Source organism: Dialister sp., assembly GCF_047832375.1.
In the GTDB taxonomy this organism is placed as follows: Bacteria; Bacillota; Negativicutes; order Veillonellales; family Dialisteraceae; genus Dialister.
This window is the reverse complement of sequence record NZ_CP181256.1, coordinates 688,883-711,875: the sequence shown is the minus strand read 5'-3', so window position 1 is coordinate 711,875 and position 22,993 is coordinate 688,883. Positions and strand designations below refer to the sequence as shown.

At 49.7% G+C, this 22,993-nt stretch carries 19 protein-coding genes; 10 read left to right on the top strand and 9 right to left on the bottom strand.

The window, feature by feature from the left end; all coding sequences use genetic code 11:
* Positions 1-242: 242 nt before the first annotated feature.
* Complete coding sequence (locus ACFWUL_RS02995; protein WP_416177759.1) at positions 243-1,007, bottom strand: SDR family NAD(P)-dependent oxidoreductase; 765 nt, start codon at positions 1,005-1,007, stop codon at positions 243-245.
* A 316-nt stretch (positions 1,008-1,323) separates the two neighbouring features.
* Between ACFWUL_RS02995 and ACFWUL_RS02990 the strand changes: the two genes are divergently transcribed.
* The 5 genes from ACFWUL_RS02990 to ACFWUL_RS02970 all read left to right on the top strand — a co-directional run bounded on the left by ACFWUL_RS02990 (position 1,324) and on the right by ACFWUL_RS02970 (position 5,541).
* A complete protein-coding gene (locus ACFWUL_RS02990; protein WP_416177170.1) occupies positions 1,324-1,833 on the top strand; it encodes a helix-turn-helix domain-containing protein in 510 nt (169 codons plus the stop codon).
* On the top strand, positions 1,821-2,387 hold the full coding sequence (locus ACFWUL_RS02985) for an IS630 family transposase (protein ID WP_416178110.1): 567 nt from the start codon (positions 1,821-1,823) through the stop codon (positions 2,385-2,387). The genes ACFWUL_RS02990 and ACFWUL_RS02985 overlap by 13 nt, the downstream gene beginning before the upstream one ends.
* 143 nt (positions 2,388-2,530) lie before the next feature.
* On the top strand, positions 2,531-3,151 hold the full coding sequence (locus ACFWUL_RS02980) for a tetratricopeptide repeat protein (RefSeq protein ID WP_297020065.1): 621 nt from the start codon (positions 2,531-2,533) through the stop codon (positions 3,149-3,151).
* Between the two features lie 307 nt (positions 3,152-3,458).
* Complete coding sequence (locus ACFWUL_RS02975) at positions 3,459-3,758, top strand: hypothetical protein (RefSeq protein WP_416177758.1); 300 nt, start codon at positions 3,459-3,461, stop codon at positions 3,756-3,758.
* A 187-nt stretch (positions 3,759-3,945) separates the two neighbouring features.
* Positions 3,946-5,541 (top strand): Ppx/GppA family phosphatase, encoded by a 1,596-nt coding sequence (locus ACFWUL_RS02970; protein WP_416177757.1) that lies wholly within the window; start codon positions 3,946-3,948, stop codon positions 5,539-5,541.
* A 343-nt stretch (positions 5,542-5,884) separates the two neighbouring features.
* Here ACFWUL_RS02970 and ACFWUL_RS02965 read toward each other — a convergent pair whose 3' ends face one another.
* Complete coding sequence (locus tag ACFWUL_RS02965; protein ID WP_416178109.1) at positions 5,885-6,520, bottom strand: superoxide dismutase; 636 nt, start codon at positions 6,518-6,520, stop codon at positions 5,885-5,887.
* 232 nt (positions 6,521-6,752) lie between these two features.
* Positions 6,753-7,550, bottom strand: coding sequence for a basic amino acid ABC transporter substrate-binding protein (locus ACFWUL_RS02960; protein ID WP_416177756.1), 798 nt, complete (start codon positions 7,548-7,550; stop codon positions 6,753-6,755).
* 518 nt (positions 7,551-8,068) lie between these two features.
* On the opposite strand from ACFWUL_RS02960, the gene ACFWUL_RS02955 reads away from it, so the two are divergent.
* The 5 genes from ACFWUL_RS02955 (at position 8,069) to ACFWUL_RS02935 (ending at position 15,664) form a co-directional block, all read left to right on the top strand.
* Positions 8,069-10,165: an acyltransferase family protein gene (locus ACFWUL_RS02955; protein WP_416177755.1), complete on the top strand. Its 2,097-nt coding sequence runs from the start codon at positions 8,069-8,071 to the stop codon at positions 10,163-10,165.
* Positions 10,166-10,750: 585 nt separating this feature from the next.
* Positions 10,751-11,347 carry a DedA family protein gene (locus ACFWUL_RS02950; RefSeq protein WP_416177754.1) on the top strand — a complete coding sequence of 199 codons (597 nt, stop codon included), beginning with the start codon at positions 10,751-10,753 and terminating at the stop codon, positions 11,345-11,347.
* Positions 11,334-12,932 carry an ArnT family glycosyltransferase gene (locus ACFWUL_RS02945; RefSeq protein WP_416177753.1) on the top strand — a complete coding sequence of 533 codons (1,599 nt, stop codon included), beginning with the start codon at positions 11,334-11,336 and terminating at the stop codon, positions 12,930-12,932. Before ACFWUL_RS02950 ends, ACFWUL_RS02945 begins: the two co-directional genes overlap by 14 nt.
* Positions 12,929-14,677 (top strand): ArnT family glycosyltransferase, encoded by a 1,749-nt coding sequence (locus ACFWUL_RS02940; RefSeq protein WP_416177752.1) that lies wholly within the window; start codon positions 12,929-12,931, stop codon positions 14,675-14,677. The genes ACFWUL_RS02945 and ACFWUL_RS02940 overlap by 4 nt, the downstream gene beginning before the upstream one ends.
* 303 nt (positions 14,678-14,980) lie before the next feature.
* Positions 14,981-15,664: a uracil-DNA glycosylase gene (locus tag ACFWUL_RS02935; RefSeq protein ID WP_416177751.1), complete on the top strand. Its 684-nt coding sequence runs from the start codon at positions 14,981-14,983 to the stop codon at positions 15,662-15,664.
* Between the two features lie 59 nt (positions 15,665-15,723).
* Here ACFWUL_RS02935 and ACFWUL_RS02930 read toward each other — a convergent pair whose 3' ends face one another.
* From ACFWUL_RS02930 to mtaB, 6 genes are all read right to left on the bottom strand, one after another.
* Positions 15,724-16,140, bottom strand: a complete 417-nt coding sequence (locus tag ACFWUL_RS02930) for a GtrA family protein (RefSeq protein WP_416177750.1) — start codon at positions 16,138-16,140, stop codon at positions 15,724-15,726.
* Between the two features lie 346 nt (positions 16,141-16,486).
* Positions 16,487-17,428: a glycosyltransferase family 2 protein gene (locus ACFWUL_RS02925; RefSeq protein ID WP_416177749.1), complete on the bottom strand. Its 942-nt coding sequence runs from the start codon at positions 17,426-17,428 to the stop codon at positions 16,487-16,489.
* 218 nt (positions 17,429-17,646) lie between these two features.
* On the bottom strand, positions 17,647-19,008 hold the full coding sequence (lpdA, locus tag ACFWUL_RS02920) for a dihydrolipoyl dehydrogenase (RefSeq protein ID WP_416177748.1): 1,362 nt from the start codon (positions 19,006-19,008) through the stop codon (positions 17,647-17,649).
* A 334-nt stretch (positions 19,009-19,342) separates the two neighbouring features.
* The gene (locus ACFWUL_RS02915; protein WP_416177747.1) at positions 19,343-20,569 is read right to left on the bottom strand and encodes a DUF6930 domain-containing protein; all 1,227 of its coding nucleotides are present in this window, start codon (positions 20,567-20,569) and stop codon (positions 19,343-19,345) included.
* Between the two features lie 204 nt (positions 20,570-20,773).
* Positions 20,774-21,130, bottom strand: a complete 357-nt coding sequence (locus tag ACFWUL_RS02910) for a histidine triad nucleotide-binding protein (RefSeq protein WP_297019112.1) — start codon at positions 21,128-21,130, stop codon at positions 20,774-20,776.
* Between the two features lie 2 nt (positions 21,131-21,132).
* Positions 21,133-22,470 (bottom strand): tRNA (N(6)-L-threonylcarbamoyladenosine(37)-C(2))-methylthiotransferase MtaB, encoded by a 1,338-nt coding sequence (mtaB, locus tag ACFWUL_RS02905; protein WP_416177746.1) that lies wholly within the window; start codon positions 22,468-22,470, stop codon positions 21,133-21,135.
* Positions 22,471-22,993 lie beyond the last annotated feature (523 nt).

Sequence of the window (22,993 nt, the reverse complement as noted above, 5' to 3'; positions counted from 1 at the left end):
GAAAGTGGCTGAAGGGTAACGCCTTCGGCGAAGTGGCTGAAGGAAAATGGCCTCCGGCCAAGGGGAAGGAGCGGCGCACAATTCATATAGCGCCGCCAATTTTGTAATCAGCGACGAAGCCGCGAAATACATATTCTGCGGTGCCTCTAAATATTGTGCGCCGCTCCTCCCCCCAGGCGTTGCCCTTTCCCCTTGAGCCACTTTTCCCATGCCTTGACCGCCCGGTTGATAGGTAAACTGTGTTACTTTTTCTTTTTACTTACCATGAACCCTGTGGCCTGCTGGTTGGCCATGATGACCACATCACTGATCTGTACCCGTTTCGGCTGGTCCACCACAAATGCGATCACATTGGCAATATCTTCCGCCTGGAGGGCATCAATGCCTTCATACACCGCATCCGCCCGCTTCTTATCTCCATGGAAACGAACTTCGCTGAATGGGGTTTCCACGATACCCGGCTGAATGGTAGTCACTTTGATATCACTGTCAATCACATCGATACGGATTCCATCGCTGAATGTCTTTACAGCGGCCTTGGTGGCACAGTACACCGCTGCACCGGCGTAAGCATAGAGCCCTGCAGTGGATCCGAGATTGATGATGTGGCCTTCATTCTTTTCCAGCATGGACGGAAGGAATGCCCGGGTGACAAGGAAAAGGCCTTTGATATTGGTATCCACCATCTGGAGTGTATCTTCCTCTGCTGTTTCTCCATAAGGTTCAAGCCCCCTGGCAAGGCCCGCATCGTTCAGGAGAATATAAGGGGTTCCCACATGTTTGAGGCAGTCCTCCGCCACCCGGTGAATTTCTTCCGGATTACGGACGTCGAGCTTATAGGTGGTCACTTTTACTTTTTCCTGCTCTTCTATGTCCTTTTTGGCCTGCTCCAGTTTCTCCCCGTTTCTGGCTGCAATGACGAGGTCATATCCTTTTCTTGCCAATGCATGGGCAGAGGCCAGTCCAATCCCGCTGGTGGCGCCGGTAATAAAAGCAAATCGACTCATAACGTTCCTCCTTTGGTATAATAGGTATGTTGTATGTCGTACATCCAATTGCGGTTTGTCGAGCTGTTGGGGTTTGGCGGTTGGCATGCTTGCGGATAGAGCCACTCGCATGGAGCTCCTAGCTTCTAGCGGCTAGCAGCCAGGAAGGCTGATCCGCCTGCGGCGCTTCCACCCGGTATTTCCGTCAGTCATTCGTGCCGTAGGCTGGCCAGCTTTCCTAAAAGCCAGGAGCTAGCAGCTATAGTAAACGACATTAATTACTTTACTTTAAATTGATGTATCTATGTGCTATACTTCAATTGGAGGTACAGTACATATGAACAATCGAAAGTATCACACTGATCCGGAAGAACTTTTGAGACAAGGTAAGGAGATTATGTCGTCTACTGATGACGCCAGGTTCCATTTCAGAGTATTCTCCGTAAACATGGTTCTATCCGGTTTGTCTGCTTCCCAAATCAGTAAATTAGCTGGTGTAAGCAAGATGACAATTTCATCCTGGGTAAAAATTGCTGATGAAAAGGGCTTTGACGCACTTAAATTAAAAGGGCACAAAGGCCGGCCCTCAAAGCTTACCAACGGGCAGCTAAAAGAAATCAAGCAGGCCCTTACTTCCGAGCCAAAACAATACGGCTACAATGTCTGGGATGGGCCGAGCTTGTCTGACTATATCAGTAGTAAGTACAACACTACGCTAAGCGTTAGACAATGCCAACGTCTATTTCACAGTCTGGGCTTTTCCCTTATCCGCCCCCAACTATATCCATCCAAGGGATACGAAGATACGGATGAACGAATTGCCTTTAAAAAAAAATCGACGAAGTAAAAGCAGACAGTACCGCAATTCTGACATTTCAGGACGAAGTGCATTTCCAAATTCAGACTACAATTACACGTGGATGGTATGAAAAAGGCAGTGCACCTAAGGTGAAATCATTCCCGGCACGTTTCAAGTCTCCTTATAGTGGGTTTGTTATCCCAGAAACCGGAGAGTTATTTACGACAAAGCCGGAGAAATTCAACTATGAGACCACAATAGCCTCTATTCGTGAGTTCTTGGCTGCAAAACCGTTGCCGGAAGGCAAGCATTATGTTCTGGTAATGGACAATGCCCCTTGGCACAAAAAGGCCTATCGACTAATTGCTGTAGAAAAGCGGCCAGAATATGCGGATATATCAGATAAAATTACAATTTTGATGCTTCCTCCCTATTCACCTGATCTGAATCCAATCGAACAGGTTTGGAGAAAAACCCGCAGAGAATATACACACAATCGTTTCTTTGCAACCTTAATGGAACTTATGGAAACAGTTGAAAAAGCATTCGAGGCTTGGAAAAAGCCAAATAATCAGCTTCGAACCCTGTGCAGCTTTAAATAAAGTTATTTTTGTCGTTCACTATAGAAGCCCCCACTCGAATGACTCTACCTTCCAGTGTCGAACTTAACAGCTCGACAAACTGAAATATTCTTCACCCATTATACTAAAATCCCTGCCCTGGCGCAGGGAAAAAAGGAGATTCCATGAAAGTTCTTCCCATCTGCTGTCTCATTGCCATTACCCTGATTTCTGCCGGCTGCGGCACAGGAAAGCCGCCGGCTTCCTCTGCTCCTGCCCTGTCCCAATCGGCTCCCCAGATCCATGTCATTGCAAAGGAATCAGAGGATATTTACCGTAAAGCGGTGACGGCCTATGGAAAAGGGGACCATCTCACCGCCCTGCAGCTGGCCAATGATGCCCTGGCGAAAGATGAAGAAAACTATAAAGCCCTGTCTCTCAAGGGCATTATCCAGGCCTTTGACGTGTCCCCGGAAGAAGGAATCGTCACCATCCAAAAGTCCTTATCCATCAACCCGGACTATGTGCAGGCCTTCTTCGACATGGCCATGGCCCAGAAGCTGGGGAAACACTACGACGAATCCATCACCTTTTTCCAGAAAGTCCTTGCCAAAGACCCCAAGAATACCTGGTCCTACTATGGTATCGCCACGGACTATGCCGATAAAAGGGACAAGCCCAAGGCCCTGGAATATCTCAAAAAGGCTATCGACCTGGACCCCCAGAATGTAAAGCCCCAGGCCCGGGTACAGGATCACTTCACCTGGCTCCACGGGGACAAAGACTTCGAGCAGCTGGTCAAATAGGTCTGGCCGTACGGTCTATTGCGGTTTGTAGAGCTGTTGGGATTTGGCGGTTGGCATGCTTGCGGATAGAGCCACTCGCATGGAGCTCCTAGCTTCTAGCGGCTAGCAGCCAGGAAGGCTGATCCGCCTGCGGCGCTTCCACCCGGTATTTCCGTCAGTCATTCGTGCCGTAAGCTGGCCAGCTTTCCTAAAAGCCAGGAGCTGGCAGCTAGAAGCCCCCGCTCGAATGACTCTACCCTCCATTGTCGAACTTAACAGCTCGACAAATTGAAATTGGCAATACATCCAGCAAAGAAAGGAGTTTTCATTGAAATACGCATTCATTCTTTCCATCGTCTCCCTTGTTCTCTACCACGACGATATGCTTTCCGCTGCCGGCATAGCCGGTTACATAGCAGGGATCTGTTTTCTATTTACCTACCGGGAAAAGCCGACCATCCTCGCCATAGGCTGCATTGCCGCCGCCATACTGACCATCATGTACTTCACCTGGGACTTCTCCTTTGAAGGATACATGCACTTCGGCATCGCTTGGTCCATGACAATCACTGCTTTCACCGTTATTCTTGCCATTACAGGACTGGTGTATAAAATAAAGAATCGCTGATACACAGGGTTGACTGTCCTATCCTTTTGAGTGACCATCCCACTACTTGTCACTTCTTCCTTTACCGAGATTTTACAATTTCCAAATGATGGGGATTTCTTCTTTTCAAGCTCTTTCTGTTGTAAAATAAGGATAATAAATAATAATAAGCAGCTAGATTTTATGTAGCTGCTATAAAGGAGATACCATGGAGCGAATTGCAATCATTGACCTGGGTTCAAACTCTATCCGTTTTGTCATTATGCAGATTGGAGCCCACGGTGCTTACCGGTTGGTCTACCAGGAAAAGAAGTCTATCCGTCTGGCAGAAGGAATGACCATGGATTCCCGGCAGCTGACGGAAGAGGCCCAGCAGCGGGCATTAAAATGCCTTGCCGTTTATTCCCATATCATCGCGGTACAGAAGGTCAAAAAAGTCATGGCCGTAGCCACAGCGGCGGTTCGAAATGCCATTAACGGAGCTTCTTTCCTGAAGCGGGTCCGGCTGACCACCGGCATTCCCATGACCATCATCAGCGGAAAAGCGGAGGCGGCACTCGGTTTTTCAGGGGTCATCCACACCATAGACCGGAAGAATTTTCTCCTTTTCGATTTGGGCGGAGCCAGCGTGGAAATTTCCCTTGTGAAAGACAAAAAGCGGATCCATTCCGTCAGCATCCCCATGGGCGCTGTTACCCTGACGGAGATGTTCCAGTCCTCCGGCGATGTGGGATACAATAAAATCAATGAAATCCGGGACTTTATCCAGAAGAAACTCGATGAAATTCCCTGGCTTCCCAAAGAGCCCATGGAAGTCATCGGTGTCGGCGGCACCGTCCGAAACCTGGCGAAAGTACACCAGCGGGCCTCTTCCTATCCCCTGCCAAAGCTGCACAATTACAATCTCCCTGTGGAAAATCTCTTTTCCATGGTGAAATCCATCTGTTCCAAGACCTACGAAGAGCGTCAGAAGATTTCCGGTCTCTCTTCGGAACGGGCGGATATCATCATTGCGGGAGCCCTGGTGGTCCAGGAAATCGTGCGGAAAGCCAAATCTTCGTACCTCACTATTTCCGGCTGCGGCCTCCGGGAAGGACTGTTCTTCCATTACTACGATCCCCTATATGATAAAGAAAACCACTGGCGCAATGATATGCTCTTTTCTTCTGTAAAGAACTATCTCTACACCTTGCCGGTGGAATATGATTTCCATACCTCCTACGTCACGGCCATGGCTCTCTCCATGTTTGACCAGTGGAAAAAGATGCACCATCTCAATGACCGGATGCGGAGAATTCTGGCAGCCGCCGGTCTTCTTCACGATACGGGTACTATCGTCAACTACTACAGTCATGCCCGGCACAGTGCCTACATCACCGCCAATGCCCACATATTCGGCTGGTCCCACAGGGAACAGATCATGTGCGCCCTCATCTGCGCTTTCCACCATGGCTATTCCAGTAAGTTCCTGAAATCCAATACCCATGTCCGCATTCTTTCGGACCTGCAGATGAAGGAAGTCCGTATGATGGCCCTGTTCCTGGCCGTGGCGGAAGGGCTCGATGAAAGCCATGAGCAGTGTATTACGAAACTCATCTGCACCTCTTCCCGGCAGGCCATGGATCTTCGCATTTACACGAGCCGGGATAATTTCGATGTCCCTGCCCATGCGGTGCAGAACCTGATTAAGGATTTTGAAAAGACCTTCCGTCTCCCCCTACGCATCCAGTGGTTCCCGGGAAGCACAAACAAGAATGAACTGAAAGAAGAAGCGGAAGCCCTGGAATTTGCGGAGAAGAATTAAGGGTAGATGATAAGATACGAGGACCTGCCAATTGCGGTTTGTAGAGCTGTTGGAGCGAACGGTTTGGCATACTTGCGGATAGAGTCACTCGCATGGAGCTCCTAGCTTCTAGCGGCTAGCTGTTAGGAAGGCTGATCCGCCTGCGGCGCTTCTACCCGGTATTTCCGTCAGTCATTCGTGCCGTAGGCTGGCCCGCTTTCCTAGGAGCTAGCAGCTAGAAGCTAGAAGCCCCCGCCCGAATAACTCTACCCACCAGTATCAAACTCAACAGCTCGACAAACTGAAATATTCCTTCCCACCCAAAAAGACCTGCCTTCCGGCAGGTCTTTTTCACTTCCATTTATTATTCAGCGGCGCCGCATTTTCTGCTCTTCTTTGCATCTGCAAAGAGCTCATTCACATAGTCCCAGTTGATGATGCGAAAGAAAGATGCTACGAAGTCCGGCCTCCGGTTCTGGTACTGAAGGTAGTAAGCATGTTCCCAAACATCCAGGGCCAGGAGCGGTTTCTTCCCTTCGGTAAGAGGATTATCCTGGTTGGCGGTGGACAGGACTTCCAGATGATCTCCGTTCCACACGAGCCATGCCCAGCCGCTTCCGAACTGGGATACCGCAGCAGCGGAGAATTTCTTTTTGAATTCTTCATAGGAACCAAAGTCCTTTGCAATCTGCTCAGCTACAGGGCCGCCAAAGGATGTGCTGCCTTCCGGAGCCATCATATCCCAGAACAGGGCGTGATTGAAATAACCGCCTCCGTTATTTCTGACAGCTCCCCGGATGTCTTCCGGAAGATGGTTCAGATGGGCAATGAGGTAACGGATGGATTTTTCAGCCAGTTCCGGATGCGATTCCAGCGCCTTGTTCAGGTTTGCTGTATAGGTAGCATGGTGTTTGTCATGATGGAAATGGAGGGTTGCTTCATCCATCACCGGTTCAAGGGCATTATAGGCATAGGGCAGTTCAGGTAATGTAAACATAATATTTCTCCTTTTTCTTGTACAAAATCTATAGTATTAATAATACAACGATATTTATCGATTTATTCTGGCTGTATTATATCGTATATTTTCGAATTAGTCAAGCCTATCCATGATGCTGTTTCCATGGTCTATATTATATATTGCATAAAATTCCATAAATAAGCGCCCAATAAAAAGAGGCTCTCCTCCATTAACTGGAGGAGAGTCTTACACTTCATATTAATAAAGAAATTTATTTCTTTGCTTCATCGCCGAACCATTTCTTATAAATCTTATCGTAGGTGCCGTTGTCCTTCAACTCTTTCAGAGCCTTATTCACCGCTGCCTGCAGTTCTTTATTGTCTTTCTTCATGGCAAATACCATACCCTGGGCATCCTTGGCGGTTCCTACAATCTTCAGGTCCTTATCCGCCCCCTGTTTCAGGTAGTACATGCCTACCGGCTGGTCGATGACTACGGCATCCAGCGTCTTAGCCTGCAGTTCCATGAAAGCCTGGGAGTTGGAATCCAGCTGTTTTACATTGGCTGCTTTCGCTTCCTGGGCCAGTTTTACCTGCTGTGTACCTACCTGGGCGCCTACGTTCTTGCCTTCCAGGTCAGCCCAGTCTTTGATGCTGTCATTGTCTTTATTGACGATGATGATGAAGCCATCCTGGGTGAAATAGGGATCAGAGAAAGCCACCTGCTTTGCCCGTTCCGGAGTTGCATTGAGGCCGGCAGCAATGAGATCGATCTGACCGGACTGTACGGCCGGGATAAGGGCATCAAAGCCCATGCTCTTGAATTCCATCTTGCTGCCCATCTGTTTAATGACCGCATCGGCCAGGTCCAGATCAAAGCCCACATACTTATCATCTTTCGTAAATTCGAAAGGCGGGAATGTGGTTTCTGATCCTACCCGAATGACGGAAGGAATGCCATTCTTAGAAGCGGAAGCGCTGTTCTTGGAACTGCCGCCGCAGCCGGCTGCCAGGAATGTAGCAGCCATAGCCCCCAATGCCAATGCGATTTTCAATTTTTTACCCATCATGACAATCATCTCCACATAGTCTGTTTTACATTACCGGAAGCCTCTATGAATTTTTATTCAGGCTCCCCTTTGTCTTCCCCATAAAGAATAGCCGAAAACCTGGTCCTTATCTCACGATTTCAAGAGAATATTCTTGAAATTCGTTTTTTGATTTCCAGTATCTTTATGCAATCTATGCATATTTTATCAACTTGTTACATAAATGTCAAATTTTCATTTTTTCCCATGGGACTTTTGACTGCCCCATGAATCATTTTCTCCGATAAAAAGGGAAAAAAATAATATAAAATTTCTTTGCAGCTTCCCGCTGTATGGTATAGAATAGAGTACGCTGCAGGCAGTACAAACTGCGTTTTTCATGCATAAAAATACCTGCTGGACCCATTCTGCCCGGTCCTGTCTTCGAAGCTGGAACAGCTTCCTGTTTTTTCTCAAAAAGAGGAAGTCCCAGAGAGAAAATTCGCCGGGCTGTCGAATGTCCGATTTCATATATACCATGACTAAGAAGGAATCTCTGAATGAAATATTTTTATCCCGCCGTTTTTACCTATAATCCTAAAAGCCGGATCTATTCCGCCTTTTTCCCGGATCTTCCCGGCTGCCGGGCCGAAGGCAGCTCCATGGATATTGCGGAAAAGGCCCGGGAAGCGCTGGCCCAATTCCTGCAGGACCGGGAAAAGGAGGATATACCCCTCCCTGCTCCTTCCGATGAGAGAGTTTTGGAAAAGGAGTATCCCGATGCACGCATCTGCATCATACTGGCAGATACGAGCAATTACAGTGCCTACTGCGCCCGCTGCATCTCCTGCCCAAAAAACTTTTACCATACAGCCCGGGAGGGGCTGGGCGGCCACATCCGCGGACTGGACGGTCTCCGGGCCCTGGCCATTATCGGCATTACCCTGTTCCACATGTTTCCACAGACCATCCGGGGCGGCTACCTGGGGGTATCCCTCTTTTTCGTCCTTTCCGGATGCCTCCTGGCTTATACCTGTGAGAAAAAAGGGGATGCCGGCTCTTTCCCCCTGCTGTCCTACTACAGGAAGAGGATTGCCCGGATTTATCCATCCCTTCTCATTATGATGCTCGTCACCATCGGGGCCTACTCTTTCTTTGCGCCGCCGGTGATTTCCGCCATTCGACCCGAGGCCCTTTCTGTTCTATTGGGATTCAACAACTGGTGGCAGATTTCCCAGAGCGCCGACTATTTCACCCGTCTCACAAACCAGTCCCCCTTTACCCATCTCTGGTTTCTTGGGATAGAGCTGGAATATTATCTCATCTGGCCTCTTCTCTATTGCCTCTATGCGGGGGTCCGTTATTTTTACGGGAGAAAGGCAGGAATCGCTTTCTTTTTGGCATCAGGCCTCCTCTCTGCCCTGTGGATGCCTGTCTTCTATAACGAAGGCGCCGACATCACCCGTCTCTATTACGGAACTGATACCCGGGTCTATGCCCTTCTTTTGGGCGCTGCCCTTGGATTTTTCCTGTACCATTATCCGGTATCCAACACTCATTCCCATGGATACAAGCATCTGGCCACCTTACTGTTTCTGGCTTCCCTGGGACTCACAGGATACGGATATGTGTACCTGTCAGGGGACATGCCCTTTATGTATGAAGCGGGTCTCTTCCTCTATACGCTCCTCTTCTGCCTTCTTATATTCCTGACCTCCGACAGGCACCTGCCCTTCGGCCACCTCCTCAATGCGCCCCTCCTCCAATGGATCGGCAAGTACAGCTATGGCATTTTTCTCTGGCAGTACCCGGTCATCTTTCTCTGCCAGTACATGAGATGGAATGAAATTTCTCCCCTCATGCCGGTGGCAGAAATGGCGGCCATCGTCCTTCTCTCGGTGTGGACCGAACTCCTGGTGCAGGGACTGAAAGCCCTCTTTTCCCGTCATCTGAAGCCGAAAATGGCGATGATCAAGATTCTTGTACTCCTGTTCCTCTCTCTGCCCGGTTTCACTCTCATGGTCTATGGGGCCCGGGGCATCTGGACTTCCTCTGATGTGAAAGTATCGGATACGGATGAAATGAAAGCACGGTTCGCAGAAAATGAAGAAGCCCTGAAGCACCAGGATGAAAAGAAGCCTGCAGCGCCGGTGATTGATGAAAATAATCCGAATCTCCGGGATGCCGCCTGCATTGGGGACTCCGTCATGCTGGGCTCCGCCATGGCCATCCGGGATGTACTTCCGAACTGCTACATCGATGCCAAGGTATCCCGCTACGTAGGGGCCGGCCTGGATGTGGCCCGTCAGATGGATTCTATGGGGAAACTGGGCCACACCGTGGTCATCGCCCTCGGCACCAATGGCCCCATTGACGGACAGTATGAAAAACAGACAAAGGCCCTCCTGGAATACCTGGGACCGGACCGCCTGATTTTCTGGGTGAACGTATACTGCCCGGCCACCAGCTGGCAGGACAGCAATAACCGGTATATCCAAAAAATTGCCAAAGAACATCCCAATGTAACCATTGTAGACTGGTACAGCGTAGCTTCCACCCATCCGGAATGGCTGAGCGGTGACCGGATTCATCCGAATCCGGAAGGCACAAAGGTCTACGCCCGGCTCATTCACGACGCCATCGCCGCCAGCCGGTAAGAAAAAGACCGGACTATGGGACGGGCAGCAGCTTCGCCAGGGACATCACTATATTCCGGGTCCCCTGCATCAAGGGAAAAGCTTTCCCTGGGTTCCTTATTTTCTCGAACCCGGTTGTCATCTCCATCCATGCCAAAGGGCTGTGCAATAATCGCTGATATTATGACTTTCTGTTCATCTGGCAAAGATGATTCTAGGGTTCTGAAGGTTCCGTGTACGGCAGAACCTTTAGAACCTGAAAAACGGTGTGCAAGAAGCGTCAGAAAACCGCATTATTTTACAGCCCCTCTTTTTATTGCCTTCTTATTTGACCCTGCCCCTTGTATCATGCTATAGTTAAAAGTGCGAATATCTACATGTATTTTCAATACCTGCAGAAAAATACCTTCTGCCGGCAGCCATAGATATGTCGTTTAAAATCCGAAAGTATCGCAGGATTGAATTCGTTGACCTGTGCCCCACTTTTTAACCGGAGTTTTTTCCCGTTTATATTTTCTATAACATTTACCTATATAATAAAAATCAGGAGCAATCCTGTTACCCATATACTGTATTGAAGTCCTGCAGGGCAGGCAAAGGATTATTATGGAAATTATCATTACATTCCTCTCAGACTGGGGCTATCTGGCACTCTTTGTCTGTATGGTGCTGGAAAATATGAATATTCCCATTCCCAGTGAAATCATCCTGGGCTTTGCGGGATTTCTTGTATCCCAGAATATTTTTTCCTTCTGGCCCACCGTGCTCATCGGAACCGTAGCCGGCATTACCGGTTCCCTCCTGTCCTATTACATGGGGTATAAAGGAGGCCGCGGCCTCATTCTGAAGCACACTTCCAAAGGCGGCCTTGGTGCCAGGAAACTCATTGCCGCCAAGGACTGGTTTGAAAACTATGGCGCCATTGCCATTCTTACAGGCCGTCTTCTTCCCGGTGTTCGTACTTTTATTTCCCTGCCCGCTGGAATCGCCCAGTTCCCACTGCCGGAATTCCTGATCCTTACACTGGCCGGCACTATTCCCTGGACCATATTTCTCGTTTATGCCGGTTCCGTACTCGGCCACAACTGGAAGCTCCTCCTTGATTATAAATGGGAAATCGCCGGTGTCTGCTTTGTCATTGTCATTCTTATCGCTGTGGGCTATCATTTCTACCTGAAGAGTAAGCATCATGAAAATCAATAAAAACTGTCTTTTCCTGTTTCTGTTCTGCCTTGTGCTCTACGGTGCCGGTGTGGGCCTCATCCCTCTCCTGGATCCTGATGAACCGGTCTATGGGGAAACGGCCAAAGAAATGATTGCCACGAGAGACTGGATTTCTCCCCGGATTTATGGTGATTTCTGGTATGATAAGCCGCCGCTTTTCTACTGGCTGGAAGCGGTGTCTTTTTCTATTTTCGGCGTATCTACCTGGGCTGCCCGGCTTCCCTCGGTCCTTCTGGGGGCCCTGACCCCAGTGTATCTGTATCTGGCTTCCCGCCGGCTTATCGGTGAGAAAGCGGCCCTCCGGGGTGCTTTCATCTGCGCTTCTTCCCTGGAAATCATCGTTCTGGCTAGAAGCAGCGTTACCGATACCCTTCTTACATTGACCCTCACCGCAGCTCTCCTGTCATTTCTCAGGAAAGACTACGTCATTGCCTATATAGCCTGCGGCCTGGCGCTCCTCACGAAGGGGCCCATCGGATTTGGATTTCCTGCCCTCATCGTAGGGCTCTGGATGATTTTCACAAAGCGTTTTACCCTGGAGAATGTGATGGCCCTCAAGTGGTATTGGGGCATTCCCCTGGCCTGCCTTGTAGGCCTTCCCTGGTACATAGACATGGCCATGATCCATGGAAACGCTTTCATCGATACCTTCCTGGGGTACCACAATATTACCCGTTTCGTGAGCCCGGAGCATGCAGGGCAGAATCATTACTGGCTCTACCTTGTGGTGGTACTCGTCGGATTTTATCCCTGGGTTGGCACCATTCCCGGCCTTTTCCGCCGGGCAAAAACATGGATGAAGGACCGCAATGCCTCCTATTTCCTGGTGTGGACCCTCTTCATCTTCCTGTTCTTCTCTTTCTCGTCCACCCAGCTCTTTTCCTACATTCTTCCCCTGTTCCCGCCGCTGTCCCTGCTGGCGGGGATGTATATCACGGATTGCGAGAAATCGGGCCACATTCCGAAGACCTTCCTTCTCGGCCATGTGATTTTCGGCCTTCTTATTGCCGGAGCCATTGCCTTCGTGCCCTTTATTCCTGCCGGCGGACCTGCCGTCCGCTATGGCGCCGCCCTTTTCATGGCCGCCATATCCCTGCTGGCCGCGGAAAGATTGAAATCCGGCCGCATTCATGGATTCTTCGTTTCCCAGGCCCTATTGATGGTTGGATTTGTCTTTTCCATCTGGTGCCTCTTTGCAGCCCCTGTTTCCTCCCTTTTTACATCAAAAGCCATTGCAGAAGAATTGGTGCACACAAAGACTGACAGCTCCATTCCTCTTTACATCGATACCTTCTACCGTCCTTCCATTGCATTCTATACAGACATCTATGGAAAGGCGCTTCCGGAATTTGACAAGAAGAAATTGTCCGTAGATGAAAAGAATGCGGAAAATGGAGTTCTTCTCCCCGGGAAAGACGAAGAAACTTCTCTCCCGCCAAAGGCTTACATCCTTGTGCAGGACAAGGTCTACAACAAATGGCCAAAGGATCAGAAACAAGGCCTCACCGTCCTTTGGAAAAAGGATACGGCCTCTTTGTATTTGAAAGATGAGGTTTCCCAGTGAGCAGAAAACAGAAAAAAAATCACACAATCCCAAAGGAACCGGAATCCCATAATGGCCAGTGGAAGACACTCCTCTTCTTTTTCCTTGCGGCCTTCCTTTTCCTGCTCTGGGGATCCTGGCTCCTGCCGGTGACGGATCCCGTAGAGTCCAATTACGCCCTGACGGCAAAAGAAATGGTACAGTCCGGCAACTGGATGTCCCCCCAGATTTACGGCACCTACTGGTATGATAAGCCTATCATGGTGTACTGGCTTCTTTCCCTGAGCTACTCCCTCCTTGGGTTTACGGACCTGGCCTCCCGGCTTCCGGCGGTGGCCTGCGGCTCCCTCTCCGTGACTCTCCTTATCTGGTATATCCAAAAGATTCGGAGAGATTCGGTCATCGCCATCTGGTCCGGCGCCATGATGGCCCTGTCCCTGGAATTCTGGGTAATTTCCCACGCCATCATTACGGACAGCATGCTCCTCCTCTTTACCATTCCCACCATGCTCTCCGGATACCTGGGTGTCATGGAAAATAATAAGAAACATCTGATTATCGCCTACGGTGCAGCGGGCCTTGCCTGCCTCACCAAGGGGCCTGTGGGTCTCGTCCTGCCAGGCGCCCTGCTGCTCCTGTGGTGCCTTTCCATGAAATCGGGAAAAATGGCGGTCCGCCTTTTCCCCTGGCAGGGAATTCTCGTTTTCCTTGCGGTGACCCTGCCCTGGTATCTGGGCATGTATATGATCCATGGCAGCGACTTTGTGAACCAGTTCCTGGGGCTCCACAATATCGTCCGTGCTACATCATCGGAACACCCGGAAGATAACCATTGGTACTATTACCTCCTCATTCTCCCTGCCGCCCTCCTTCCCTGGACTTTCGCCTCCTTCTATGAAATGGTGAAAGGATGGAAAGAGAAGACGCCGTTCTATCGATTCCTCATGGTCTGGTGCTGGGGGACCGTTCTCTTCTATACCCTCATGGCCACCAAGTACGTGACCTACACCTACATCGCCATCGTCCCCGCCATCATCCTGTCCGCCTTTGCGGCGCCGGGAATCCGGAACGGAGAAAAGCAGCCTTTCCTCTGGAGTGCCCTTGGCTTCCTGCTTTTTGCAGCAGCCGCCCTGGGTGGTTCCTTCTATATCAAAGAGGGCAGCTGGTGGATTCTCTATGCCGTTATCGCTTATGCTTTCTGGGTACTCGTGATCCGCTATAAAAAGAGCAGCGGCAAACGGCTCACCACCATGGCCGCCGTAACCGCTTCCATTTTCCTCTGCCTCATCATGGAAGGCCTTCCCCATTACCTGCCCCGGCGCTCTGCCGTGGAAGCAGGACAGGAACTGAAAGCGGCTCCGGGAGAGCACTATTTCTTCCGCTCCTATCCCGCCGGCTACACTTTCTATACCGGCGAAGTGGCTGCCCGCATCGTCCCGCCGCCGGTAGGGGATGACGAAGAAAAAGAGCGGAATCCCCTGTGGGATGAAAAATACGTGATGCCTTCCATTTCGGATAAAGATTTCATGGAGGACCACCGCCATTCCGATACCCCCGTATTCCTCTTCGTTTCGAAGAGCGATAAGAAGTACTTCGACCAGTGGGGTCTCAAGTACCATTTCCGCCAGGTCAAGCAGCTCCTGAATGGCACCATCTATGTAATGACACAGGAAGATGACCTGCCGGAGTCCTTCAAAGAAGCCCGGGAACAGATGAAAGAGGAATACCGGGAGAGCCATCCTGCTGAACAGACTGAGAACGATTAAAACTGCCGAGGATCGTCCAATTGCGGTTTGTAGAGCTGATGGGTTTTGCATGCTGACGGGTAAAGTCACTCGCATGGAGCTCCTAGCTTCTAGCTGTTAGCTGCTAAGGAAGCTGGTCCGCCTGCGGCGCTTCCTACCTGTTTCCATCAGTCATTCGTGCCGTAGGCTGTTGATCTTTCCTAGAAGCTAGGAGCTAGCAGCTAGAAGCTCCGCACGAATGACTCTACCCATCAGCGCAAAACCCAACAGCTCGACAAACTGAAATTGGCAAAGCCCTTTATACACATCCGGAGGATACTTACCATGACCATTTCTTCCTTTATGAAACACCTCATTGCCTTCCATGGAGAAAACGCCTTCAATCCCTGGAACGATACCGACCCCGACTATGACGTGGAAGGGGCCGTTGTCATCCGTCGGAGGAACCTTACTGACTACCTGTCCCTCCGCCTGGGGAAGGCGAAAATTCTTCTTGTGGCAGAAGCCTGCGGCTACCAGGGCGGTCAGTTCTCCGGCATCGCCATGACCTGCGAGCGTATGCTGCTGGACTGCCATCCGGTGGTTACATCGGACATGATTCTCCACCGTCCTGGAGAACGGACGAGCCGCGTGGACAGCCCCTTCATCACAAAGCCAACCCAGCGGGAAAAAGGGTTCAACGAACCTACGGACTCGGTAGTCTGGAAAGCCTGTCTTGACGCCGGGCTTTCGCCGGAGGAATTCCTTCTGTGGAATATTTTCCCCTTCCATCCCTATAAAAAAGGAAATCTCCTCACGAACCGCACTCCCGATGACCGGGAACTGGCTATTGGTCTTGCCTATACGAAGGAACTTTGGGACATGGCCGGTGCGCTTCCCCTCTTTGCCATTGGAAAGAAAAGTGAAACTACCCTGACCGAAGCCGGCTTTTCCGTCACCGGCCTCAGGCACCCCGCCAACGGCGGGGCTAATATCTTCAGGGCCCAACTGAAAGAGGCACTTTCCTGAATTCAAAAAGCGGCATCCAATGGAATGGTCCCATTGGATACCGCTTTTTGAATAAATTTTTACATGTGCCCGTGAAGCACATATCTTTTGGTAAAGTAGTTCCATATCATTACAATGGCTGACGCAATCACCTTGGCGAACATATACCAGATGCCCACGATATCAATGAAAAACCACATGACCACCTGATTGATGCCAAGACCTATAATCGACGTAAGTGCAAAGAGAACCATCTGCTTTTTAGTTTGCTGCTTTGCATGGAACACCACGTACACACAGAGAATGTAGTTTACCACCAGAGACACGGTAAAAGCAATAGGAGCCGATACCAGGGGATTCAGCCCACCATATTCAGTCAATGTGAAAAGGAGGACATATTCCAGAAGAAAACAGCCCCCTCCTACAATAAGGAATCGAACGACTTCCCAGAATCGTTCCGTGGATGGAAAGAATTTACGAATTAAAGAATCAAACATAGTTCACCTGTTTAGTAAATAAGTAAGTCATCAAATTGCGGTTTATCGAGCTGTTGGGGTTTGGCGGTTGGCATGCTTGCGGATAGAGTCACTCGCATGGAGCTCCTAGCTTCTAGCGACTAGCAGCCAGGAAGGATGATCCGCCTGCGGCGCTTCCACCCGGTATCCCCGTCAGTCATTCGTGCCGTAGGCTGGCCAGCTTTCCTGGAAGCTAGCAGCTAACAGCTAGAAGCCCCCGCCCGAATGACTCTACCCATCAGCGTCACCCCAACAGCTCGACAAACTGAAACTGGCCCGGAAAATGCGGGCCCTATTTGTGTTCCATACCCTGAGTGCTGTTCTGTTTCTACTTTTTTTTCAGCATCATCCGGATTATATTCATCTGGATTTCAAAATTCTTACGGCTGTTCTTTACTTCCGTATCCAACATAAGCCCGGTTCCAAGAAAAACCACGGCACTCATCATGAAAAAGCCTGACGTCACAAGAGTTGGCAGTTTTGGTACCAATCCGGTGACCATGTATTCATGAAATACTGGGATAAAAAGACACAGGGAAATCAAAGCCATGAGTAATGCAGCGAATGTAAAGAATCGAAGGGGCCGATAATCTTTATAAAGCATAAATATGGTCCGAAGCACCCGAGCCCCATCACGAAACGTATGGAGTTTACTCACACTGCCGGCCGGTCTGTCCCGATAAGAGACAGGTACATTCGCCAGAAGGAGATTCTTATCCAGTGCATGGATGGTCATTTCCGTCTCGATTTCAAATCCCTTGGACAGGATGGGGAATGTCTTCACAAACATAGGAGAAAAAGCACGGTAACCTGTCATGACATCCTTAATTTCATGACTGTTTTCTCCCCAAAACATATTGATAAATCGACGAACCAACATGTTTCCGGAATTATGAAAAGGTCTTTTATTTTCTTCAAAATATGTGGAAGATAGACGGTCACCGATGACCATATCCGCTCTTCCTTCCAAAATGAGATTCACCATTTCCCGGGCATTTTCCGCCGGATAAGTATCATCTCCATCCACCATGACATAGCAGTCTGCATCGATATCCCGAAACATGGAGCGAATCACATTGCCCTTCCCTTGCCGGTATTCATGACGAACAACAGCTCCTTCCCGTTCAGCAATTTCAGCAGTTCTGTCAGTGGAGTTGTTATCATATACATAAATCACTGCTTCAGGAAGAACTTTTCTAAAATCTCTGATGACTTTTCCTATAGTAAGTGCCTCATTCCAACAGGGAATGAGGACTGCAATTTTATCCAAACTATCCATCTCCAACTCATCGAAATACCATTCTATTGTACCCCATCTGTATAAGGATTTCATAAATTTTATATAAAAACACCAATACCAGATCTTATGGTATTGGTGTTAAACAAATCAAATATCGTTTTATCTTTTCAAACAGGAAAGAAAATGCGGAATAATTTCAACGTATTAAGGACAGGATGTATCCTATAATAAAATAAGCGTTTTCTTTCCTATTCTCGGAGCAGCGCCCCTTCCGCCGCTTCTCCCAGAGCCTCTTCCACCGACGGATGGGGGCGGATGACCTTCAGGAAATCTTCCAGAGACAGATGATTCGCGATGGCAAGGGAAAACTCGCTGATCAGGTTATCCGCATCGGCGCAGAAGAGTTGGGCCCCCCGGATACAGCCGGACCCATCGGAAAGAATCTTTATGTATCCTCCCTCATCGGCAATGAGGCTCTTCGCATTGCTCCCCATGACCATGCGGCTGGATTTCAAAGAGATCCCGTCCTTTTTCGCTTCCTCCTCCGTAAGGCCAATGGATGCAATTTCCGGCAAGGTATAGACGCACTGAGGCACCAGGTCCAGAGCTATGGAGCAGGGCTTTCCTGCAATAGCAGCAGCCGCTGCCTTTCCCTGGGCCTCCGCCGAGTGGGCCAGCTGCACCGCCCCATAGACAATATCCCCAATGGCATAGATCCCTTTCACTGAAGTCTCCATGGTTCCATCTACTTTGAAATATCCCCGTTCCATGGCTGCTTCCATAGGTAAAAGGTTCTTCGTCTCCGGATGCCGGCCGGTGGCAATCAGAACCGCATCGGCCGGAAGAGTTTCTTCTTTTCCTCCTTTTTCAAAGGAAACGGAAAGGCCTTCTTCCGTCTGTTCGATTTTCTTCACAGCGGCCCCGGTGAATACATGGATTCCCTTCTTACGGAAAAGGGCCGCCAGGTGCCGGGCAAGGTCCGTATCAAAGGGAGGCAGAAGGCGGGGCATCATTTCCACCACCGACACATCGGTGCCAAAAGCCCGATAGGCTTCCGCAAATTCCACGCCAATGACACCGCCCCCGATGATGACCAGTTTCTTTGCTTCTGGCAGTTCCGCAAGGAAACTGTCACTGGTATAGACGCCAGGCAGGCTGCTTCCTGGAATGGGTGGAATGGACGGAGCGCCACCCACAGCCAGCACGATATGGGACGTGGAAAGTTCCACCGGATTTTCTCCTTCCACCGATACCAGGGAAGGAGAGATTACCTGTCCCTTTCCCCGGTAAATATCCACTTTCTGCTGTTTCAGGAGCCTCTCCACCCCCTTACGCATGGTTTCGACCACATCCCGACACCGGGTACGAAGACCTGGGAAATCTGCCTTTCCTCCGGCATCCTTTATTCCAAAAAGAGCCGATTTATCTATATTTTCCAGGAGTCCCGCCGCATAGAGCAGTGTCTTTGTAGGAATGCACCCCCTGTTCAGGCAGGTGCCTCCAAGCTCCCCCTTTTCCACCAGTGCCGTCTTCAATCCATACCGGGCGCAGTGAATGGCACAGATATAACCTCCCGGTCCTCCGCCGATTACAACTACATCATATTTCATGAGAATCCTCCTTTGGAATAGAAAAGGACGCTGGCAATGCACAACGATATTTCAGTTTGTCGAGCTGATGGGGCGACGCTGGTGGGTAGAGTCATTCGTGCGGAGCTCCTAGCTGTTAGCTGCTAGCTTCTAGGAAAGCTGGCAAGCCTACGGCACGAATGACTGGCGGGAATACCGGGTGGAAGCGCCGCAGGCGGATCAGCCTTCCTAACAGCTAGCCGCTAGAAGCTAGAAGCTCCATGCGAGTGACTCTATCCGCAAGCATGACAAACCGTTCGCTCCAACAGCTCGACAAACCGCAATTGGCCACATCTAATACCTGAATTTCCTCGTTCTATTTCTTCCATCCCCACAGGCGGCTGAGACGCTTACGAAGGGGTTTCGGAAAGGCCTCTGCCATGGATTCAAGATTCTGCCTCATAACTGCAGGAATTTGCAGCAGCACGTCATCGGGCATCATGGACAGACTGTAGATAATCTGATGAATTTCCGGACTACCTCTGCCATCATCTATTTCCTCCGGTTCATCATCTTCATCGGGCATAGTATCCAGATCCATCTGTCGGAAAAACTCATTACTCATACCTTCGATGATATCCCTGCTTTTACCCATAACAAGGCGAATACCACTCTTTCGGCAAAAATCATCCAGCAGGTTTCTTGTCCGCTCATTGATGACATGGATTTCCCTGGGAACATAGTCCAGCCTGATCAGATTTTCTACGAGGGACTCTATAAGCTTCTCCTCCCAATCCCGGGAAAAAGCAGGATTCACGGTATGGTCATCGGTCTTCACTATACTGAGAAGAATCCAGGGGAAATAAGGGGTGTCTCCTTCATTGTCCTTTACAGGGGAAGGAAGCATAATCACATTGCAAGCCAGAATCCCCCTCTTTTTGGCTTCCCTCAGTCGATGAGCCAGCACTTCATTCGTAAAAGGCACTTGGGTAAATGTATATTCCTGAACGAGGGGCCTGTCTATTTCTGAACTCCTGTAAGTCTTTCCTGCCCGTGTAAAACAGGAAATCTTACCGCCCGACGCAGTGAGAAGTTTTCCTTCGGCCTGCCTGCTGAGCCAGTTCAGGAAATCCAAAGTCTCTTCCACATGAATCCGGTCTCCGGAATCCCGGAGAAGCTGGGGCAGCAGCTGTGGCGTATAGCGGGTAATATCAAAATATGCATTATTACCGGAAATGCGGATTCCCCTCTTTTTGCAGTATTTTCTTATGGCTTCAATAGACTGGTCATAGGTTTCCTCTTTTGTCCCAAATTCCAGCTGCAGACAGGACAGCACCCCCCGCCGCACCTGCATTTCTACATCGTCAATCTCCTGGGGCTCATTGTACATGAAATCATAGCCATAGAGCTCATCAGCCCGATACAGGGCAAAGCCTATGTCCTCCGGCATCCAGGGATCTTTAAAGCCAAAAACATTGACATATCCCAGACTGCCGTCAGAAAAGGTAAGGGCCATAAGATTACCGGATTCCAACCGTTCCCAAATCCTGTTTTTCTTAAACGCCAGAGCTCCTGCAATCATTTTGTCCGTCAATACTCCCATAGAAATCTCCTTTTCAACGACCATTAAACACTTCCACTTCATTGTATTAAAAAATTCCTCTCCCTGTAAAGGGAACGGAATAGCTGAATCCAGAGAGTACTGCCAGTTTCAGTGAGCTATTGGGGCTACGGTTAGCGGGCGGCCACCCAGGGCATACAAAAAAGCAGCCCAAAGGCTGCTTTTTCCTCTATCCATTTTATTCCCTTATTTATCTTCCGGGAATGGAGGCCATCCCAGTTCCTTGCCTCCGATAATGTGGGCGTGGAAATGGAAGACCGACTGCCCTGCTTTTTCGCCGGTGTTGATGACCAGACGGAAGCCGCTTTCCTTCAGGCCTGCTTCGAGAGCGATTTTTTTCACCACCAGGAAGAAATCGGCGAAGTCTTTATTGTGATCTTCATCGAGAGCGAGGATATTATCCACGTGTTTCTTCGGAATCACAAGGATATGTACCGGTGCGCAGGGCTCGATATCCTTGAAGGCATACCAGTGTTCATCTTCATAAACCTTGGTGCTCGGAATTTCACCGGCAGCGATTTTGCAGAAAATACAATCAGCCATAATTATTCCTCCTCTGCTAAGGTTCCCGTCATACCATCTTCTGTGATTTCGTCGATGAGTACAGGATACATGTGACCTCTTTCTATATGTGAATTTCTGATGGACACCCGGATATACTCGTCGGTGAGTCCTTCAAAAAATCCATTCTTTTCTTCCTCCGCCAATACCCGGACCACTTTTCCCAAAAACTGTTTCCGATAATCCAAGGCGATTCCCTTTTCCAGTTCCTGTACCCGATGGACTCTCTCTTTTTTCACTTCATTAGATACCTGGTTTGGATAGGAAGCTGCCGGCGTACCGGTACGGCGGGAGTATGGGAATACGTGGATACCGGAAAATCGGATTTCTTTCAATGTATCCAGGGTTTCCTCAAAGTTTTCTTCCGTCTCACCGGGGAATCCCACAATGAGATCTGTGGTCAGCGCAATGCCCGGTACCTTTTCCCGAAGTTCGGAAATCAGCTTTTTAAACTGGGGTAGCCGATAATGGCGGTTCATTCCCTTCAGCACGGCATCGGAGCCGGACTGGATCGGTAAATGGAGATGGCGGCATACCTTCGGTTCATGCTGCATGATAGAAATCAGGTCTTCCGACAGTTCCACGGACTCCACGGAGCCTAGACGGATGCGAAGAAGTTCAGGAATCTTGACCAGTTCCGCCACCAGGGTAGCCAGAGACGTACCGTCGTGAAGATCCTTTCCGTAATTTCCAAGGTGGATACCGGTCAGTACCACTTCCCGATATCCTTCGGACACCAGACGGCGGATTTCACGGACCGCGTCTGCCTGGAGCCGGGACTTCAGTTTTCCCCGGGCGTAGGGGATGATACAGAAGGTACAGTAATTGTCGCACCCCTCCTGAACTTTGACAAAAGCCCTGGTCCTCACTTCGCCTGCCACGTCGACTTCCATATTTTCGAAGCGGTCCACCTTCATAATGTCCACGGTCTCATTGAGCGGTTTCTTATCGCTGCGGTGCATGGCTTGTTCCACATAGTCCACGATATGGGTCCTGTTCTGGAGACCCACAATCACATCTACGTCTCCCATCTTCTCGAAGACCTCCGGCGCTAGCTGGGCATAACATCCGGCCACCGCAATCACCGCTTTGGGATGGGCCCGGCGGATACGGCGCACCATCTGCCGGGATTTCCTGTCACCAATGCTGGTAACAGAGCAGGTATTGACGACATACACATCGGCATCGTCATTTTCTCCTGCCTGAGCATACCCGTTTCGTACAAAAAGGGTACGCATGGCATCGCTGTCATACTGGTTGACCTTGCAGCCAAGGGTAATGAAGGATACCTTTTTCTGAGTGTTATTTTCTATAGTTTCCATGTGACTTATTATATCATAGATTTTTATAAATAGGATGGTCTATATGCGGCCAATTGCGGTTTGGCGAGCTGATGGGGTTTGGCGGTTGGCATGATTGCAGATAGAGTCACTCGCATGGAACTCCTAGCTTCTAGCGGCTAGCAGCTAGGAAGGATGATCCGCCTGCGGCGCTTCCACCCGGTATTCCCGTCAGTCATTCGTGCCGTAGGCTGGCCAGCTTTCCTAGAAGCTAGCAGCTAACAGCTAGAAGCTCCGCACGAATGACTCTACCCATCAGCATCGCCCCATTAGCTCAACAAACTGAAATATTTCCAACCAGGCTGCCAGCGTCCCTGCATTTCCCACGCGAAAAGGCCCCGCTGGAGACGGAGCCTTTTCGCGGACCAGAGTGATGGAGAAATCACACCGGCCAATCTACAAAGTCTTGTAATCCGGAGTAAGGGCTCCCGTAAAAGGGGTTGGAAGCGGAAACTTAAGATTACCCAAGTATTTTATCATGACCCTATCTATTTAACAAGAAACT

Coding starts and splice junctions, on each gene's coding strand:
- ACFWUL_RS02995 (WP_416177759.1), bottom strand. CDS start 1,007: ATGAGTCGATTTGCTTTTATTACCGGCGCCACCAGCGGGATTGGACTG.
- ACFWUL_RS02990 (WP_416177170.1), top strand. CDS start 1,324: ATGAACAATCGAAAGTATCACACTGATCCGGAAGAACTTTTGAGACAA.
- ACFWUL_RS02980 (WP_297020065.1), top strand. CDS start 2,531: ATGAAAGTTCTTCCCATCTGCTGTCTCATTGCCATTACCCTGATTTCT.
- ACFWUL_RS02970 (WP_416177757.1), top strand. CDS start 3,946: ATGGAGCGAATTGCAATCATTGACCTGGGTTCAAACTCTATCCGTTTT.
- ACFWUL_RS02960 (WP_416177756.1), bottom strand. CDS start 7,550: ATGATGGGTAAAAAATTGAAAATCGCATTGGCATTGGGGGCTATGGCT.
- ACFWUL_RS02955 (WP_416177755.1), top strand. CDS start 8,069: ATGAAATATTTTTATCCCGCCGTTTTTACCTATAATCCTAAAAGCCGG.
- ACFWUL_RS02950 (WP_416177754.1), top strand. CDS start 10,751: ATGGAAATTATCATTACATTCCTCTCAGACTGGGGCTATCTGGCACTC.
- ACFWUL_RS02945 (WP_416177753.1), top strand. CDS start 11,334: ATGAAAATCAATAAAAACTGTCTTTTCCTGTTTCTGTTCTGCCTTGTG.
- ACFWUL_RS02935 (WP_416177751.1), top strand. CDS start 14,981: ATGACCATTTCTTCCTTTATGAAACACCTCATTGCCTTCCATGGAGAA.
- ACFWUL_RS02930 (WP_416177750.1), bottom strand. CDS start 16,140: ATGTTTGATTCTTTAATTCGTAAATTCTTTCCATCCACGGAACGATTC.
- lpdA (WP_416177748.1), bottom strand. CDS start 19,008: ATGAAATATGATGTAGTTGTAATCGGCGGAGGACCGGGAGGTTATATC.
- ACFWUL_RS02915 (WP_416177747.1), bottom strand. CDS start 20,569: ATGGGAGTATTGACGGACAAAATGATTGCAGGAGCTCTGGCGTTTAAG.
- ACFWUL_RS02910 (WP_297019112.1), bottom strand. CDS start 21,130: ATGGCTGATTGTATTTTCTGCAAAATCGCTGCCGGTGAAATTCCGAGC.
- mtaB (WP_416177746.1), bottom strand. CDS start 22,470: ATGGAAACTATAGAAAATAACACTCAGAAAAAGGTATCCTTCATTACC.